The organism is Magnetospira sp. QH-2 (assembly GCF_000968135.1).
Lineage (GTDB): Bacteria > Pseudomonadota > Alphaproteobacteria > Rhodospirillales > Magnetospiraceae > Magnetospira.
The window spans coordinates 2,229,808-2,246,292 of the sequence record NZ_FO538765.1 but is presented as its reverse complement, the minus strand read 5'-3'; the positions used below and the strand labels follow the sequence as shown (position 1 = coordinate 2,246,292).

The window sequence follows — 16,485 nt, the reverse complement described above, 5'->3', positions numbered from 1 at the left end:
CTTGCCGGTTCTTGCGTTGAGGTCTATCCAGCCCCATATGGCGTTCATATTCAAGGAGCAAGTGATGCCGCTGGAAGCTGTCGAACACCTACCCGAATGGGACCTGAGCGATCTCTATCCCTCCATGGAGGCGCCGGAGATCCAGACCGACCTCGCCAGGATCGACGCCATGGCCGATTCTTTTGCTTCCTCGTTCAAAGGAAAACTGGCCGAACTCACCGGTGACCAATTGGGTGCCGCCATCGAGGACTACGAGCGCCTGACCGAGATCATGCATCGGCTCTACAGTTATGCCGACCTGCAATTCGCGGGGGATGTGTCTGACGCCAATATCGGCCGCTTCCGTCAGACCCTGCAGGAGAAGCTCACGGACATTTCTTCCAAGACCCTGTTCTTCACCCTCGAACTGAACCGGCTGGACGATGCGGTGCTCGACAGGCAGCTGGAAGATCCGCGTACCGGTCGCTATGCCTCCTGGATTCGGGACAATCGGGTGTTTCGTGTCCACCAGTTGTCCGATGAATTGGAAGAGATGCTGCACCAGAAATCCGTCGCCGGGCGTTCCGCCTGGACCCGGCTGTTCGAGGAGACCATGGCCCATCTACGATTCCCCGTGGATGGCGTGGAACTGCCGGTTTCCGATGCGCTAAATCTTCTATCCGACAAGGATGGCGCCAAACGCAAGGCGGCGGCCCAATCAGTGGGCAAGGTCTTAGGCGACAATATCCGCCTGTTTGCCCATGTGACCAACACCCTGGCCAAGGATAAGGAGATTGAAGACCGCTGGCGCCAATACCCGCATCCGGCGGCGGAACGCAATTTGGCCAATCTGGTCGAGGACGAAGTTGTCGAAGCGCTGGTCACGTCGGTACAGAAAGCCTATGGCAGCCTCGGACACCGCTACTATGCCTTGAAGGCCAAGTGGTTCGGACTCGACAAGATGGATTACTGGGACCGCAATGCGCCGGTGCCCGGGGATGCCGACCGGCTGTTTTCCTGGGACGAGGCCCGCGAGACGGTGATGACGGCCTATGGCACCTTCTCGCCGGAATTGGCCAAGGTCGCCGAGCCGTTTTTCGACAACAGGTGGATTGATGTGCCGCCCCGACCGGGCAAGGCGCCGGGGGCCTTTGCCCATCCGACGGTACCCTCGGTCCATCCCTATCTGTTGCTCAATTTCCATGGCAAGTCACGCGATGTGATGACCCTGGCCCACGAACTGGGCCACGGGGTGCATCAGGTGCTGGCGGGGGATCAGGGCACCTTGATGGCCGATACGCCGTTGACCCTGGCCGAGACCGCCTCGGTGTTCGGCGAAATGCTGGTGTTCCGTGCTCTGTTGGACAACGAGACCGACCCGGCCCGGCGGCGCATTTTGCTGGCGTCGAAGGTCGAGGACATGCTGAACACGGTGGTGCGTCAGGTGGCGTTCCATCAGTTCGAGGAGCGGGTGCATGGGGAGCGGCAATTGGGCGAACTATCCGTGGAGCAATTGGGCGGCATCTGGATGGATGTGCAGCGCGAGAGCCTCGGTCCGGCATTCCGCTTCCATGACGAATACAAGCATTTCTGGGCCTATATCCCGCACTTCGTCCATACGCCGTTCTATGTCTATGCCTATGCCTTCGGCGATTGCCTGGTGAATTCCCTTTATGCGGTGTTCCAAGATGGCCATCCGGGATTCCAGGCCAAATATATGGAGATGCTGAAGGCCGGGGGCACTCTGCGACACAAGGATCTGCTGGCGCCGTTTGGCCTGGACGCCGGTGACCCGGCTTTCTGGCGGCGCGGATTGGACGTAATCGCCGGGTTTATCGACGAATTGGAAGCCGAGGCCTGATCCCATGGCACGCACCCCCGAACAGGATAACCTGGGGCGGCGGGTGCAACGCTATGCCAAGGTCGGCGGTGCGGTGGGCGGCATGGCCGCCAAGATGGCCGGCAAGAAGATCTTCGGCATTCAAACCGATCAGAGCATCCACGCGGCGGAACTGACCGCGGCCCTGGGCGGTCTCAAAGGGCCGTTGATGAAGGTGGCCCAGATTCTGACCACCATCCCCGATGCCTTGCCGGAGGAATACGCTTTGCAATTGGCGCAATTGCAGAGCAACGCTCCGGCCATGGGGTGGCCGTTCGTCAAGCGGCGCATGGCCGCCGAACTCGGACGCGATTGGCAAAACAGCTACGCCAGCTTCACCCGCGAGGCGGTTTCGGCGGCCTCTCTGGGACAGGTGCATCGCGCGACCGATGAGCAGGGGCGGGCGATGGCCTGCAAGCTGCAATATCCGGACATGGCGTCGGTGGTCGAGGCGGACCTGAAACAGCTGAAGTTGGTGCTGGGAATCTATCACCGCTACGACAAGGCGCTGGATTCTTCGAACATCCATGCGGAACTGTCGGAACGCCTGCGTGAAGAGCTGGATTACCGTCGGGAATCGCGTCACATGAGGCTATACCAAGCCATGCTGGCCGAGGAGCCGGGAGTGCAAGTGCCGGAACCGGTGGACGGGCTGACAACCGACCGGCTGCTGACCATGAGCTGGCTGGATGGCGAGCCCTTGCTGTCTTTCACCAAACACCATCAGGACATGCGCAACACCCTGGCCTACAATATGTTTCGGGCCTGGTATGTGCCGTTCTACGAGTATGGGGTAATCCATGGGGATCCACATTTGGGCAATTATACCGTGCGTCCGGATGGCACGGTGAACCTGCTGGATTTCGGCTGCATTCGCGTGTTCGAGCCGAGTTTTGTGGAAGGTGTCATCAATCTCTACAAGGCACTGCGAGACGACGATCCGGCGCTGGCCGTGCATGCGTACGAGACATGGGGCTTCAAGGACCTGCGCTCGGAAGTGATCGACGTGCTGAATCTGTGGGCCAACTTCGTCTATGCACCATTGATGGAAGACCGGTCGCGACGGATCCAGGAAACAAATTCTGGAGTCTATGGCGCCGAAGTGGCGGCCAAGGTGCACCGGGAATTGCGCCGGGTGGGCGGGGTCAAGCCGCCCCGCGAATTCGTTCTCATGGACCGGGCCGCCATTGGCCTGGGCAGTGTGTTTTTGCACCTGAAAGCGGAAATCAACTGGTATCAGCTGTTCCACGAGCTGATCGGCGACTTCGATGTGGGGGAACTGGCCCGTCGCCAGGCCAAGGCGCTGACCGCGGCCTCACTCTGAGCGGGGCTGTTTTTCCAGGTCAAGGATGGCCTGGCGCAGTTGTTCCGGGTCCACGGGCTTGTACAGTACAGGCAGTCCGCTGTCGTCGATTTCGTTGAGTCTTTGTGGGCTGGTCTCGCCGGTGACGATGAGCGCCGGGATGGTCTTGCCCCAGGCTTGCCGCAGGGCCTGGACGGCCTGCACGCCGGTGCGTTCGTCGGGAAGCCGGAAATCGATGATCAGCAGGTCTGGGTCCCGATCCACGGATTGGATAAGGTCGGCGAACGCCGGTGTTCCCGGATTGGCACAACAATCGGAAAAGACATGATGCCCCCAACTGCGCAGGAGGGTCTCGGTGGCATCGCGCACCTCTCCATCATCTTCGATCAGCAAAATGGTAGACTGTCGTTCAAAGGGGGCGGGCTGCGTTTCCGTGGTGTGGGGCAGGGGCCGGTTGGCTACCAACGGCAGCGTCAGAGAGAAACGGGACCCGCGGCCATGCTCGGAAGCGATCCTTAAATCACTGCGTAGCAGCCGGGTGATCCGGCGCACGATGGCCAGGCCCAGGCCGAGGCCCTTGCGACGATCGCGCTCCGGGTTACCCACTTGGTAAAATTCCTCGAAAATCCGCTTTTGCACCTCCGGAGCAATGCCTTGTCCGCTATCCACCACATCGAGGCGAAGAACCGGACCGCGTTTGCGGTAGCCCAGCAAAATCCCGCCGGAATCGGTGTATTTGATGGCGTTGTCCAGCAGATTGCGCAGTACCGTTTCCAACAGGCGCGGGTCCGTCCTAACCAGAACCGATGGCGTAACCATATTGAACTTAAGACCCTTGTGTTCGGCCAATTGAGAAAACTCATTGCCCAGCTTGGTGAACAGGTCGGCCAGTGGAAACACCTCCTCGCGCACTTCCACCAAGCCCGCATCCAGTTTTGACAGGTCGAGAATGCCGTCGAGCAGGAATCGCAGGCTGGCGATGGAATCGCCTGTTTTCTCGACGATCTTGCGGTGGGCCGGGTCTTGATCCTGTTCGCCCAGCGTGGCGAGGAAAAGAGTTGCCGCTTGAAGAGGCTGGCGTAAGTCATGGCTTGCCGCGGCGAGAAAACGGGTTTTGGCCAGACTGGCGGCCTCGGCTTGCTCAAGGGCGCGTTGTTTTGAAGCCTCTCGGCTGTCATTGGCTTCCACCAGGTCGCGCAAGGCTTCCGCTACTTGAGTAATCTCATCTCTTCCGCCGACCAGAAAGCTCTGGCGGCGGCCCTGAGTATGCAGATGGACCGCCCGCGCCAGGCCGGTGATTCGTCGGGTCACCCGCACGCGGATCAGGTAGAACGAGGCGGTCAGCCCAAGGAGAACAAAAATGACGGCGGCCGCCAGCAGCGGTAGCTGAGTATCGATGTCGCGCCGGGTCGTCTCGGCCACCGCCTCAGCGCGGTCCTTGCTGCTGCGATAGATGGCGTTGGCGCCATAAATCAACTGGTCCCCCATTTGCTTGAAGGCCATGGTCTGAGCATCGATCCGGCGTGCGATGCTGAGTTCCCTCTCACGGGCCGATAGGCTACCGGTCGCCACCAGCGCCGAAAGTTCCCGGCCCGTTTCCCGAATGGATTCAGGCGTTTTCTCGTTCATGCGTTCCATTAAACGCTTCAGATGTTGACGGACCTGAGTCGCCAAACGTTCGTGATCGAAGATGGTGGGGGCTTGTTGAATTTCGATGGTTTTGCCCAGTGCTTCATTGAGATCGCGTTGTAGATCGGAACTGGATTGAAGCGAACTCGGCGCGCGATCCAAAGAGCGAGACAAAAGCTTGAAAAGTGCCCGCCATTGAGCCGCCTTTTCTTCCTCTATCTTATTGCGGTCACTGATCAAACCCCGGAGCTCCTGAGCCATGCCGCCAAAGGAATCAGCATCATTGCGGAGTTCGTTCAGGTACTTGTGTTCCGCCCCCAGGTTCTCCAGTTGGGCAATATGATCACCGATCAAACGGGTGCGGTCGCGGATGGTCTGATAGATCAGATCCTGACGCCCAAAGTCCCGGGCCTCGATCATCAAGGGAGTCAAGGCGCCCAGGGAACCAACCTGTTCGGCCAACTCAAGGGATTCGGAAATGATGGCCATCCTTGTTTCGGTGATATCGCGCAGGTCTTCGCGGACATCCCGAAAGGTCGTATAGGCCAGAAAACCCGCTACGATGACCGCCGCCAAGGCCAGCAAAAAACCGCCAAGAACTTGATATTCAACGCTTGTTTGTTGGTGTTTCGCCATGTTTCCTAGTGATTTGCGCCTTGTGTTCCGGGGCAAGGATCCTATACCTTAGCATTAACCTCGGATAGACAAAGGATTCACTTTGCAATGCGTCTCATCCTGATCACATGGCTATTTTGCGCTTTGATCGCCACCCTGGGTGGGACACAGGCTAGCGCCGGTGCGGTTCTCGACTCGGTGCGCGAACGTGGCTACGTGAAATGCGGGGCCGGGGAGCGCCATCTGGGTTTTGTCCTACGCAACAGCGCAGGTGAATGGGAAGGCTTTGACGTGGATTTCTGCCGCGCCATCGCCGCCGCGGTTCTCGGTGATGCTATGCGGGCCCGGTTTTTCCCCGTCAGTAACGAACAGCGGCTGCCCATGGTTCAGCAAGGCAAGGTGGATGTGCTTTATCGCACCACCACCTGGACCCTGGGGCGGGATTCTCTCCCGGGGCTCGATTTTGCCGGGGTGAATTTCTACGACGGGCAGGGCTTCATGGTGCCCCGGTCCTTGGGCGCCGAAAAAGTCGCCGACCTCAAAGGGCGGGTGGTTTGCGTCGCCGACCATACCACCGGATCAAAGAACGTCGTGGAGTATTCGAAGACCCATGATCTGGATTTCGTGGTCCGACTGTTCGCCTCCCAAGATGTGCTTAAGAACAACGTGTTTTTGGGTAAATGCGATGCCTATGCCGAGGATATTTCCGGGCTGGCTTCCATCCGCGCCTACAACGCGCCGGTGCCTGGGGACTACGTCATCTTGCCCAAGGCCATCTCCAAGGAACCTCTGGGTCCGGTGGTGCGTAATGACGACGATCAATGGTTCGATATCGTCAAGTGGACTCTGTTTGCGACGGTGGAGGCCGAAGAACGGGGCATCACATCGCAAAACATCGATTCGTTCCTGGCCGGCGAGGATGTCGCCAACCGCCGGTTCCTGGGCGAAACCGCCGAACTGGGGGAGGCCCTTGGGCTGGACCCCAAGTGGGCTTATCGGATTATCAAACAAGTGGGCAATTACGGCGAAATCTTCGAGCGCAATATCGGTCCGAATACCAAAGTCGGTTTGCAACGGGGGCTGAACGACCTTTGGACCCGAGGCGGGCTGATGTATGCCCCGCCATTCCGCTGAAAACAGATAAAAAAATCCCCCGGCCAGGTGTCGGATCTTGGACCGAGGGATGGACCCACGTAAGGGGCCCAGGGGGAGAACGGAGAACCGGTCGCCCGGCTCTGGAAATTGAAAGTGATGAGCACATCAGCAATCGAGAATATTTCTAATATGCATTCGCAGTCCCTGAAAACACTTTTTTTATTGAGGGTATTTGCTGATGAGTCCGGCTGGCCAGTGCGCTAATCTGGCGCCATGACGACTCGCATCCACCATCTGGCCCGGGCCGGGGAATGGGCCCAAGCTCAACAGACCGGCCGATACGAAGGATCGGCTCAGGACCGGGCTGACGGCTTCCTGCATTTCTCCACGCCTGAGCAGATCCGCGAAAGCGCCCGCAAGCACCGGGCAGGGGAGGCCGACCTGTTGCTGCTGACCGTTCATGCCGAAGACCTGGGGGGCGCCCTGCAATGGGAGCCGTCTCGAGGCGGTGCCTTATTTCCACACCTCTATGAGGCGCTAAGTATCAAATTGGTACAGCGGGTCGATCCGCTGCCGCTGAATGACCAAGCCGGGCACCTTTTTCCGGCGGATCTTTTTCCGGAGGACTTCTGATGGCCGACTGGTACAGCGTTGCCTGGCCCCTGTTGCGACAACTGAACCCGGAATCGGCTCATGGTATGGCGTTGCGCGCTTTGCGGCGCGGCATGACGCCCCGCCCGGCGGCGGTGGTCGCGGAGAACCTACAAAGGACATTATGGGGTCTCGACTTCCCCAATCCGGTGGGGCTGGCCGCCGGGTTCGACAAGGACGGTGAGGTGCCCGACCAGGTGCTTGACCTGGGGTTCGGCTTTACCGAGGTGGGCAGCATTACCCCCGAGCCGCAGCCGGGCAATCCGCAACCGCGACTGTTCCGGCTGATCGAGGATCGAGGCGTCATCAACCGCATGGGCTTTAACAGTAAGGGCTTGGAAATAGCCCGGCAAAACCTATCGGCCCGCCCGCGGCGCGGCATTGTCGGGGTGAATCTGGGCAAGAACAAGACGAGCCCCGACGCAGCCGCCGACTATATACGCGGCGTGGAGATTCTGGGGCCCTTGGCCGACTATCTGGTGGTCAATGTCTCATCACCCAATACGCCGGGCCTGAGAGCCTTGCAGGGGCGGGAGGAGCTGTCCCACTTGCTGTCAGCGGTCAAGGCGGCGCGGGATGGCCTGCAAACTCAACCGCCGCTGCTGCTCAAGATCGCCCCGGATCTGACCGACGAGGACAAAGCGGATACCGCCGCCGTGGTCCTGGATCTGGCCATAGACGGCCTGATCGCCACCAATACCACCATCACCCGGCCCGATAGCCTGTCTGCTGCCTCACGCACGGAAATCGGCGGCCTCAGCGGTCAACCGCTGACCGATCTGGCGACCCGGGTGCTTTCGGATATGTACAAGCTGACCGAAGGCAAGCTGCCGCTGATCGGGGTAGGGGGAATCGCCAATGGTCGACAAGCCTATGCTCGCATCCGTGCCGGGGCATCGCTGATCCAGATCTATTCGGCGATGATCTATGAGGGGCCGGGGCTGGCCGCGCGCATCAATCGGGAGCTGTCGGACCTACTGACCGCGGATGGTTTCACCAAGTTGAGCGATGCCGTTGGTGTCGATTGCCGCTGACAAACTCAAGACTAGGTCGAATATAGGCAAAAAAAACCGCGCAACAGGGGGAATCGTTGCGCGGTTTAAGGGGTGTGTTCCAAGAGCACGAGGAGGAAACCACTCGCTGTGGCCTCATCCCGACACGGGAATTAGGGGAATTCGGAGGAGCAATCCCCGTGTCTGTGTAAAATAAATATATTTCTTTGGTACCTTAGTGTCAAGTAATTAAAATACTTATTAGATTTAGTTTATAAAAGATTCGGTGAATATTCAGTTTTACTTGTATTCGAATTTTGAGATGTTTCCCGGATCCTCAGGGCTGGAACTGTTCCTTGAGGATGCGTTCTTCCAGATTGTGCTCCGGATCGAACAGCAAGATCGGCCGCGTATCCGGGTCCTCGAAGATTCGGACCTCGCTTACATGCCGCACTTCGGTCCAATCCGCGGTTGCTGAGACCGGTCTCAGGTCGGCATCCAGGACTTCCAGGGTGACCACGGCCGTGCGCGGCAAAATCGCCCCTCGCCAGCGCCGGGGACGAAAGGCGCTGATGGGAGTCAAGGCCAGCAGATCGCTGCCCAGGGGCAGAATCGGCCCATAGACCGACAGGTTATAGGCCGTGCTGCCGGCTGGAGTGGCGACCATGGCGCCGTCGCAGATCAGTTCTTCCATGCGGGCCACACCGTCGATATGGATACGCAGCTTGGCCGCCATGCGCGATTGACGCAGCAAAGAGACTTCGTTGATGGCCAGGGCTTCTTGTTCTTGGCCGTCAGTGGTGCGGACCCGCATGCGCAATGGATGCAGGCGATAGGATTCGGCGGCGGCCAGCCGTTCCATCAGGTTTTCCACCCGATAGCTATTCATCATGAAGCCCACCGTGCCCTTGTTCATCCCATAGATGGGGATATTGCGCTCCATGTGATTGTGCAGGGCATGCAGCATGAAGCCGTCACCGCCCAAGGCGACGATGATCTCCGCTTCTTCCTGAGGGACGTGGGAATAGAGGTCTTCCAGGGCCCGTTTGGCTTTCTGGGCCAGATCCTGTCTGGCGGCGGCAAAGGCGATCTTGAATTCCGGGTGGGGCACGTGGGCCTCCGTCCTGCAATGCGGGTTGGGATGAGTATAGACCCTGGATCGATCCAGGCCAGAGAAGTCTATCCGCCGGTAACGCTCATATGGCGCGTTAGAGCGGGATCGCCATGGGTGTCGTCGATCAAAAACTCGTGGCCCTTGGGCTTGCGGGCGATGGCGTCGTCAATGGCCTGAAGCAGCGGTCCATCCTCGCTCGGGTGGTCGCGCAGCGGACCACGCAGGTCGGCGGCATCGTCTTGACCCAGGCACATGTACAGGGTTCCGGTACAGGTCAGACGCACCCGATTGCAGCTTTCACAGAAGTGATCCGACAGTGGCGTGATGAACCCGATCCGCTGTCCGGTCTCCGCCACGTCCATATAGCGTGACGGGCCGCCGGTGGCATGGTCCGACGGAGTCAGAGTCCAGCGTCGGTCCAATTGCGTTCGCAGCGCCGACAGGGGGAGGTAGCTGTCTTGGCGGGTGCCGCCGATATCGCCCATGGGCATGGTCTCAATGAAGGTCAGATCGAAACCCTGGTCGCCGCACCATTCAACCATTCGGTCGGCGCTGCGCTCGGTCAGGCCGCGCTGGGCCACCGCATTGATCTTGATCTTCAGGCCTGCTTTTCGAGCTGTATCAATGCCATATAGCACCTTTTTCAGGTCCCCGAAGCGGGTCAGGTCGGCAAATTCCGCCGGGTCGAGGGTATCCAGCGAGACATTCACCCGCCTGACGCCACAGTCCATCAGATCCCGGGCATGGTGGGCCAGTTGGCTGCCGTTGGTGGTCAGGGTCAATTCGTCTAGGGATCCGGCTTCCAGGTGCCGGGACAGGCGTCGGAACAAATGGATGATGTTGCGCCGGACCAGCGGCTCGCCGCCGGTGATACGCAGCTTGCGCACTCCGCGCCCCACGAAGGCCGAGCAAAGCCGATCCAGTTCTTCCAGGGACAACAACTCATCCCGGGGCCGGAAGGTCATATCCTCGGCCATGCAATAGCGGCAGCGCAGATCGCATCGATCTGTGACCGAGACCCGCAGATAGGTGATGGCACGTTGATAGGCGTCTTGCATGATGGTGGTACTTTAGCGCCAATGGCCGGGGATTTCGCCCCTGTTCTCAACAGGGTCATGTGATACTGTCCCGATGGCGCAATTCAAGGTCCGAATGCGATGTACGACGACAATGACGTAGTGGGCGTGGTGCTGGCCGGAGGCCTGTCCCGGCGCATGGGCGGTCAGGACAAGGGGCGCCTGCGTTTGGATGGAAAGCCGCTGCTGGCTCGGGTCGCTGAACGCCTGAAGCCGCAGGTTTCTCACCTGATACTAAACATTAACAATCCTTTGGGAGTTATTGTTTCAAAAGATATTAATATCGTTCCAGACTGCCTGCCGGGATATGGTGGGCCGCTGGTGGGGCTGCTCAGCGCCATGGAGTGGACCGAGCGTCATGTGCCCGCTGCCCGCTGGATTGTCTCGGTGCCCACCGATGCGCCGTTCATTCCCACCGATCTGGTATCGACCCTGCGTGAGACGATTTTGGCGGGGGCGCCGGCGGCGGTGGCCCAGTCGGGAGCGCGACGGCATCCGGTGGTCGGTCTCTGGCCGCTGGAGAGCCACGAGGCACTACGGGATTTTCTGGTGGAGCGTGACGAGCATCGGGTGACCGCCTGGGTCGATGAAATAGGGGCCCAGAGTACCTGGTTCTCCGGCGATCCAGACCCGTTTTTCAACATCAATTCGCCGGAAGATCTTGCGGAAGCTCAAAGGATTATAATGGTCCCTTAAACTAATACATTGCGCAAGAAGGGGCGCAGGCTGCGCAGGCTTCCCCCTTCGGCCACCGCTTGAGCCACCCTCTCCAAATCGGTCACCACCACCCCGGCCAGAGCACCGATGCCATAGGCTTTCAGACGAGGTGTTAGAGGGGTTCCCGGTCCCATCAGCACAGCCGGTTGGCGGCAGGCACTCAGCAAATTGGGCAGGGTCCGGTCCACCAGGGCCGAGGCATGGATCACCGCCGGACCATCGGGCAGCAGCCATCCGGCGGCGGCGGGTGGATAAGCGCCATCGCGCGGATCGTCCTCGACAATGCGATGATGGCCCAATCGGGTGGCCAGTCCGGGAAAGCGCCCGATGGCGGTCACGGTACCTTCGGTCTCGGCCAGCAGATCCAGGCCGTCGCTGTCCTGGCCTTGCAGGTCATAGCGATTGCAATGGGCGTTGATCGCCGCCAGGCCCACCGCTGCCTCCAGCGGGTCCCAGGAATGGATCCAGGCCGCCAGATCGCGCAGTTTGCGACCGCCAAGAAATCCGGCGTCGCGCAGCGGGCGTCCGGCGCTTCCCATCCGCTCGGGGGTTTGGGCGAGGCCGCAGCCGTCGGGGCCTTCCACCAAGGTCCAGTTGCGTCCCAGCACCACCCGCCCGGCGACGGCGTCAAGATCCACCGACAGTTCCAACTCGCGGGCCAAACGGTGTGGTCCCCACCAGCGCCACAGATCGGCTTCGGTCCAGGCCAGAAGCCGGGTCATGCCCCCGGTCAATTGGCTCCATTGTTCCAGCGCCGAGGCGGAAACGGCGGTCAGCACCAGGAAGCCCTCGGCCATGGCGGTCATGATCTCGTCCAGCAGGCCGCCGTGCTCTTGTTCCATTCTGCCAAACTTTTCGATGATGAGCAGATCGGCACCGTTGTCCATGGAGCGGCGCAGGGAGGGGCCAGCCTCGGCCAAGGCGGATTCATCCATGGCGCAGCTACCGCTTTCGATTTGTCCGGGACTGGGGCGGGCCAGGGGGATGCGCCGTCCGTCGGTCAGGTCGATCAGGTCGCGACCGACGGCCTGTCCGGCTTCTCCGGTCAGCTTTTCCTGGACGATGCCGCCCACGCTCCAGCCCCTGTCTTTCAGGTCGGCGGCGAACCGAGCCAGCAGGCTGGTATCGACCGTATCCCCGGTATAGATCACGGCGGCGGGGGCAAGGCGGGGCAGGGCGAGGCTCATGGCAGGTCCAGACATCGTTTCAGGTGATCAAAGCGGGGGCCTTCGTCCCAGGCGATGGTGCCCAGCAGACGCCCCCGTTCCAACCCTTGGCGATCGACAAAAAGGGTCACCGGCAGTTTTGACGGAATATCATTGGTGTGGGAAGCCTTGCCGAAGCGGTCGGTGGCGACAATCAAATGCTTTAGGTCCCGGTCGGCCAGGAAGGTTTTCACCTGGGACGTGGGCTTGTCACGATTAAGCGGCAAAACCAGCAGACCGCTCTCACGCGCTTTGATTTGAAGTCGGTTCAGCGACGGCAGTTCGGTCAGGCAGGGCGGGCACCAGGTGGTCCAGAAATTGATCAGCAACGGGCGCCCGACCAGTTGACTGGTCGAGACCGGTCGGCCCGATGAGCCCTCGAAGGTGGTTTCCGGCAAGGGCTTTGGCGGCAGAGTGGGGACGAAGATGCCCTGGCCATCGTGATAGGCCGGGCAGGCGGGGACATCGGCGGGCGGTGTGGGGAGCGCGTGACCCTGGCTGCTCAGGTGGAAGATAAGAAAAGCCGCCAGAAAGAGGAACTTTGGCATGGGAAGGGTCCGACTGGGAACGAGGACCTTATCCTATCGTACCCGGGCCCTGGGACCCAGGGGATTGTCGCTGAACAACCGATGGCCAAGGGGGGGTGACGGAGGCCGGAGGGCGTCCGTCACCGGTTGATTAAAAGAGCTGTTCACCAACACCACCGCCAGAGCCACGTATCACCAGATCGGCGGCACTGAGGTCTTCGGCACTCCCACCATTGCCAAAGTGGATGGTGGCGACCTGTGAGTAGGAGCTGGAGGTTCCGTAATAGAGGGTGCCTTGGCTGTCGTCCTCGCCAACGCTCGCGAACATGAAGATGGCTTGCCCTTCTCCAAACCCGTAGTCGAACTGGTCGGCCAGGCTTCCGGCGTTGATGCCGGTCCCGGCATTATAGAACTGGCCGGCGGCCGTGTTGTATGAGTAGGAATAGTAATAACCGGAACTCTCGCTGGAATACATCAGCGATGAGACAAACGACATGAGCCCGGAGTTGAACTGCAGGTCGCTTCCCATTTCAAACAGCAGAAAATCATTCTCCACATCGAAGTCAGTGATGGTATCACCCCCTTCGTCGCCAAGCGCATTCGCTACGTAGCTGAAGATATCGGTGCCATCGCCACCGGTCATGGTGTCGTTGCCTGTGCCGCCGTATATGATGTCGTTGCCGCCCAGACCTTCAATGACATCTCCCACATCCGAGCCCATGAGCACATCGTCGGTGGCGCTGCCGGTCAGATCCAGGATGCCTTGGCTGGAGTCATACTGGCCGTGCAGTTGGATGCTATCGATTTCCTCCCAGTCATTGAGATCGGCGTCGGTATCGACATGGACTCTAAGACCGGTGGTCAGGAAACTGGTTTCAGCCCAAGAGACCGTGAAGTCATGGGGCGTGCCGGAAGGACTGGTGTCGGTACCGGCCCAAACCGTGTGGTAGTTGCCGTCGATATCAATGGCATCAATCTGGGTGACGAACCCGTTGCCCAGCGTTTCGCGAATGGTCGCGCCAGTGGCGTAAACCGGCTTCAAGAACTGAACGGCGACGAATTCATCAGCGGCCGCTGTCCCGTCACCATTATAGTTTTCGGTGGCCCAGGCTGTCTCGATGTCATCGTAGTAGAAGGTGTTGGGAGCGCCCAGAACCTGATGCGCCGCCCAGTCCATGGGGTCGTATTCGGTGCTGAAGTCCAGGACCTTGGAGGCATATTGGGAGAGGGCCAGGGTGGTAACAACGGGCTCGGTCGTGGGAGGCGTGACCTCGACGGTCTCTTCTCGTTCGCCGCCATCGGTCCCATCTTCTGATTCGCCTTGGGTTTGCGATGTACCCGTCTCTGTCGGGATGTCGGGAGCCGCTGGCGCCGGCGGAATCTCGCCTATGTTCACGATGGGCAAATCGTCGGTTCCGCCGGCGGTGTCTCCGCCCTGACCACCGTCTTCTTCGCCGCCCGCGGCGGTATCGAAGGCGTCCAGGCCCTCTTCCAGGCCCACTTCCTCGCCGATATTGACGTCGTAACCGAGGTTTTCCTCGACTTCCTGGAGTGCTGCTTCCAGCTCCGCCGCCGCCTGTTCGGCTTCGGCTTCCAACTGCTGTGCGGCTTCCTCGTCGCCGTTATCCCGGGCTTCCTGGGCCTTGGCGCGGATTTCCTGCAGCCGGTCCATGACGTCCAGGGCTTTCTCTTCCAGGGTGCGCGGCAGGATGGTGCTCACCTGGGTGACGATGTTCTGAATTTGCGCAGAGTCCATCTGGAACGAGGTCGGCGTCGCCGAGGCCGACGGCGTCCAGTTCCAGCCGCCGCCCAGGTTGTTGATGGTGCCCAGGGTGTCGCCGGAGGGGCTCATCAGCACGATCTCGCCCACCGTCTCGCCGCGCAGGGTGCTCTCCGGCAGGTTCACTGCCTGAATGGAGTCGCCATCGGTTTCCAGGAATACCTTGGTGCCGCGAATGCCGATGGTGGCCACCGGGGTGTTCACCACCATGGCATCCTGGCCAAACTTGGCGATCTGGCCCGACACGAAGGTCGCGGCGCCGGTCAGAAGGGCAAAGGAGGCCGAGCCTTCCTGGCTGCCCGGGTCATAGACCATCTCGTCGAGCACCATGCGGCCACCTTCGCCCAGCGAGAATACCGAATTGTCCGCCAGAATGACGCCCACCGCGCCGTCGGAAGCGGTTTCAAGAATGTCGCCCTGGTAAACGGAATCGCCCTTGGCAAGCGTTTCCTTGGTGCCGTCCGCATGGGTCACGGTCACCGTGCCGGTGGTGGTATCCACCTGGCCGATGGGGGCCATGCCCTCCATGGCGGCGATTTCACTCTGCGCCACCTGGCCCGGAGCCAGCGGCCCGGCCAGCTTGCTGGCCACGCTGCCGGTGATGACCGCGCCGTCGGCGGTCGCCAGATCCGGCGCCTCGTCCTGGGCGAAATAGTCCACCAGAACCATCTTGTCACCGTTGCTGCCGGTCATGATCAGGTCCGAGCCCTCGCGGTCGTATTCCGCCGTGGCCATGCCGAATTCCGTCGGCAGAACAACCTGTTCGGTGCCCGCGTCGACCGTTGCGGTAAAGGCGCTCCCGTTGCCCGAAGTGCCGCCGAAGTCCATGTCCAAGGTTTTCATATGACTAATTCCGATCCCATGCCAAGTGGTGTGTCTACCGGTTGCCAAGGGACCTGTGTCCCAGGGCGCTTTCCTGAATGCTGTCTGCACCCTAGCAGGTAGCCGTCATTTCCCTAAGTGACAAGCATCACAGGGGGCAAAAAAAACCTTTTGATGATTGGGTTTAGCGAGAGACCAAGACCGGATCTTCGGAGGAATGGTTTGCTCTTCAACCTATTGCGTGAAAACAGGTCAGCAAATACTGGTTAATGAATTGATTTGAAAAGGCAAAATCCGATCTCTGCGTTAATCATCTAGTAACTGAATCAAGGGTATTCCTTATCAAGCGTGGGAAAAAGGAGACGGGGCGCCATGCCGGTAATGGTCGATCTGAAGGTGACGGAACTGGTTTGTTCCCGCCTGTGCCATGACTTGATCAGCCCGGTCGGCGCGGTCAATAGCGGCATTGAACTCCTTGAAGAGGGCGACTTGGCACTGCGCGAAGAGGCTCTGGGCCTCGTCGGGCGTAGTGGCGAAATGGCCGCCCGGCGCTTGTCATTCTATCGGCTGGCTTTTGGTTTTGCGGGCAGTGCGGACGGCAGCCACGGATTGGGCGATATCCGCAAGCTTGCTGATGGCTATCTCTCCGACGGCAAGGTCGGCCTGGATTGGCCCGGTGGTGAAGGCAACGTGTCCCGAGGCGGGGCCCGCCTGATGCTCAACATGATTCAATTGGCGGCTGATTGTCTGCCTGCCGGGGGCAGGGTCTCTGTTCAGTTTGGTTTTCTCGAAGAAGGTCTCGGCGTGGCCATTTCCGCTCATGGCAAGAATGCCCGCGTGCGAGACGACATGACTTTGGCCATGAGCGCGGCGGCCACTCTGGACGACCTGACCGCCCGCAATGTACAGGGTTACTTTGCCCAGCGTCTGGCCGAAGAGTTGGACGTGTCCCTGGAAGTGGCCGATGACCACGCGGATGAAGTCCGGCTGGCGGCTGTCCTGCCTGCTTAGATGTGTTAAAGTCTCTCGCGTTTCATATGACCCATTGTGACTGACTCATTTTGCCTTAGGGGCAGGCGTGGCGCGCCGCATCGCCTTCGG

Annotated in this window: 13 protein-coding genes; 7 read left to right on the top strand and 6 right to left on the bottom strand. The window is 60.2% G+C overall.

Annotated features, from left to right (window positions below):
• Window positions 1–37 precede the first annotated feature (37 nt).
• Both MGMAQ_RS10610 and MGMAQ_RS10605 read left to right on the top strand, forming a co-directional pair.
• Complete coding sequence (locus MGMAQ_RS10610; protein WP_173427173.1) at window positions 38–1,840, top strand: M3 family oligoendopeptidase; 1,803 nt, start codon at window positions 38–40, stop codon at window positions 1,838–1,840.
• Window positions 1,841–1,844: 4 nt separating this feature from the next.
• The gene (locus tag MGMAQ_RS10605; RefSeq protein ID WP_046021525.1) at window positions 1,845–3,182 is read left to right on the top strand and encodes an AarF/ABC1/UbiB kinase family protein; all 1,338 of its coding nucleotides are present in this window, start codon (window positions 1,845–1,847) and stop codon (window positions 3,180–3,182) included.
• On the opposite strand, the gene MGMAQ_RS19600 is transcribed toward MGMAQ_RS10605, so the two are convergent.
• Window positions 3,174–5,426 (bottom strand): hybrid sensor histidine kinase/response regulator, encoded by a 2,253-nt coding sequence (locus tag MGMAQ_RS19600; protein WP_052716314.1) that lies wholly within the window; start codon window positions 5,424–5,426, stop codon window positions 3,174–3,176. The genes MGMAQ_RS10605 and MGMAQ_RS19600 overlap by 9 nt on opposite strands.
• A gap of 87 nt (window positions 5,427–5,513) precedes the next feature.
• Here MGMAQ_RS19600 and MGMAQ_RS10595 point away from each other — a divergent pair, with 87 nt between their 5' ends.
• From MGMAQ_RS10595 to MGMAQ_RS10585, 3 genes are all read left to right on the top strand, one after another.
• Window positions 5,514–6,539 (top strand): amino acid ABC transporter substrate-binding protein, encoded by a 1,026-nt coding sequence (locus MGMAQ_RS10595; RefSeq protein WP_082085376.1) that lies wholly within the window; start codon window positions 5,514–5,516, stop codon window positions 6,537–6,539.
• Window positions 6,540–6,773: 234 nt separating this feature from the next.
• Entirely contained in the window at window positions 6,774–7,133 is a 360-nt protein-coding gene (locus MGMAQ_RS10590) for a DUF952 domain-containing protein (protein ID WP_046021524.1), read from the top strand.
• On the top strand, window positions 7,133–8,185 hold the full coding sequence (locus MGMAQ_RS10585) for a quinone-dependent dihydroorotate dehydrogenase (protein WP_046021523.1): 1,053 nt from the start codon (window positions 7,133–7,135) through the stop codon (window positions 8,183–8,185). The genes MGMAQ_RS10590 and MGMAQ_RS10585 overlap by 1 nt, the downstream gene beginning before the upstream one ends.
• Window positions 8,186–8,480: 295 nt before the next feature.
• On the opposite strand, the gene MGMAQ_RS10580 is transcribed toward MGMAQ_RS10585, so the two are convergent.
• Both MGMAQ_RS10580 and moaA read right to left on the bottom strand, forming a co-directional pair.
• Window positions 8,481–9,254, bottom strand: coding sequence for an NAD kinase (locus MGMAQ_RS10580; RefSeq protein ID WP_046021522.1), 774 nt, complete (start codon window positions 9,252–9,254; stop codon window positions 8,481–8,483).
• Between the two features lie 68 nt (window positions 9,255–9,322).
• Window positions 9,323–10,315, bottom strand: a complete 993-nt coding sequence (moaA, locus tag MGMAQ_RS10575; protein WP_046021521.1) for a GTP 3',8-cyclase MoaA — start codon at window positions 10,313–10,315, stop codon at window positions 9,323–9,325.
• A gap of 99 nt (window positions 10,316–10,414) precedes the next feature.
• Here moaA and mobA point away from each other — a divergent pair, with 99 nt between their 5' ends.
• Window positions 10,415–11,029 carry a molybdenum cofactor guanylyltransferase MobA gene (gene mobA / locus MGMAQ_RS10570; RefSeq protein WP_046021520.1) on the top strand — a complete coding sequence of 205 codons (615 nt, stop codon included), beginning with the start codon at window positions 10,415–10,417 and terminating at the stop codon, window positions 11,027–11,029.
• On the opposite strand, the gene MGMAQ_RS10565 is transcribed toward mobA, so the two are convergent.
• The 3 genes from MGMAQ_RS10565 to MGMAQ_RS10555 form a co-directional block, all read right to left on the bottom strand.
• Window positions 11,026–12,237 carry a DUF2478 domain-containing protein gene (locus tag MGMAQ_RS10565; protein WP_052716313.1) on the bottom strand — a complete coding sequence of 404 codons (1,212 nt, stop codon included), beginning with the start codon at window positions 12,235–12,237 and terminating at the stop codon, window positions 11,026–11,028. The genes mobA and MGMAQ_RS10565 overlap by 4 nt on opposite strands.
• Entirely contained in the window at window positions 12,234–12,803 is a 570-nt protein-coding gene (locus tag MGMAQ_RS10560; RefSeq protein ID WP_052716312.1) for a TlpA disulfide reductase family protein, read from the bottom strand. Before MGMAQ_RS10560 ends, MGMAQ_RS10565 begins: the two co-directional genes overlap by 4 nt.
• Window positions 12,804–12,933: 130 nt before the next feature.
• Entirely contained in the window at window positions 12,934–15,405 is a 2,472-nt protein-coding gene (locus MGMAQ_RS10555; protein WP_046021518.1) for a FecR domain-containing protein, read from the bottom strand.
• A gap of 351 nt (window positions 15,406–15,756) precedes the next feature.
• Here MGMAQ_RS10555 and MGMAQ_RS10550 point away from each other — a divergent pair, with 351 nt between their 5' ends.
• Entirely contained in the window at window positions 15,757–16,395 is a 639-nt protein-coding gene (locus MGMAQ_RS10550; RefSeq protein WP_052716311.1) for a histidine phosphotransferase family protein, read from the top strand.
• Window positions 16,396–16,485: the final 90 nt, after the last annotated feature.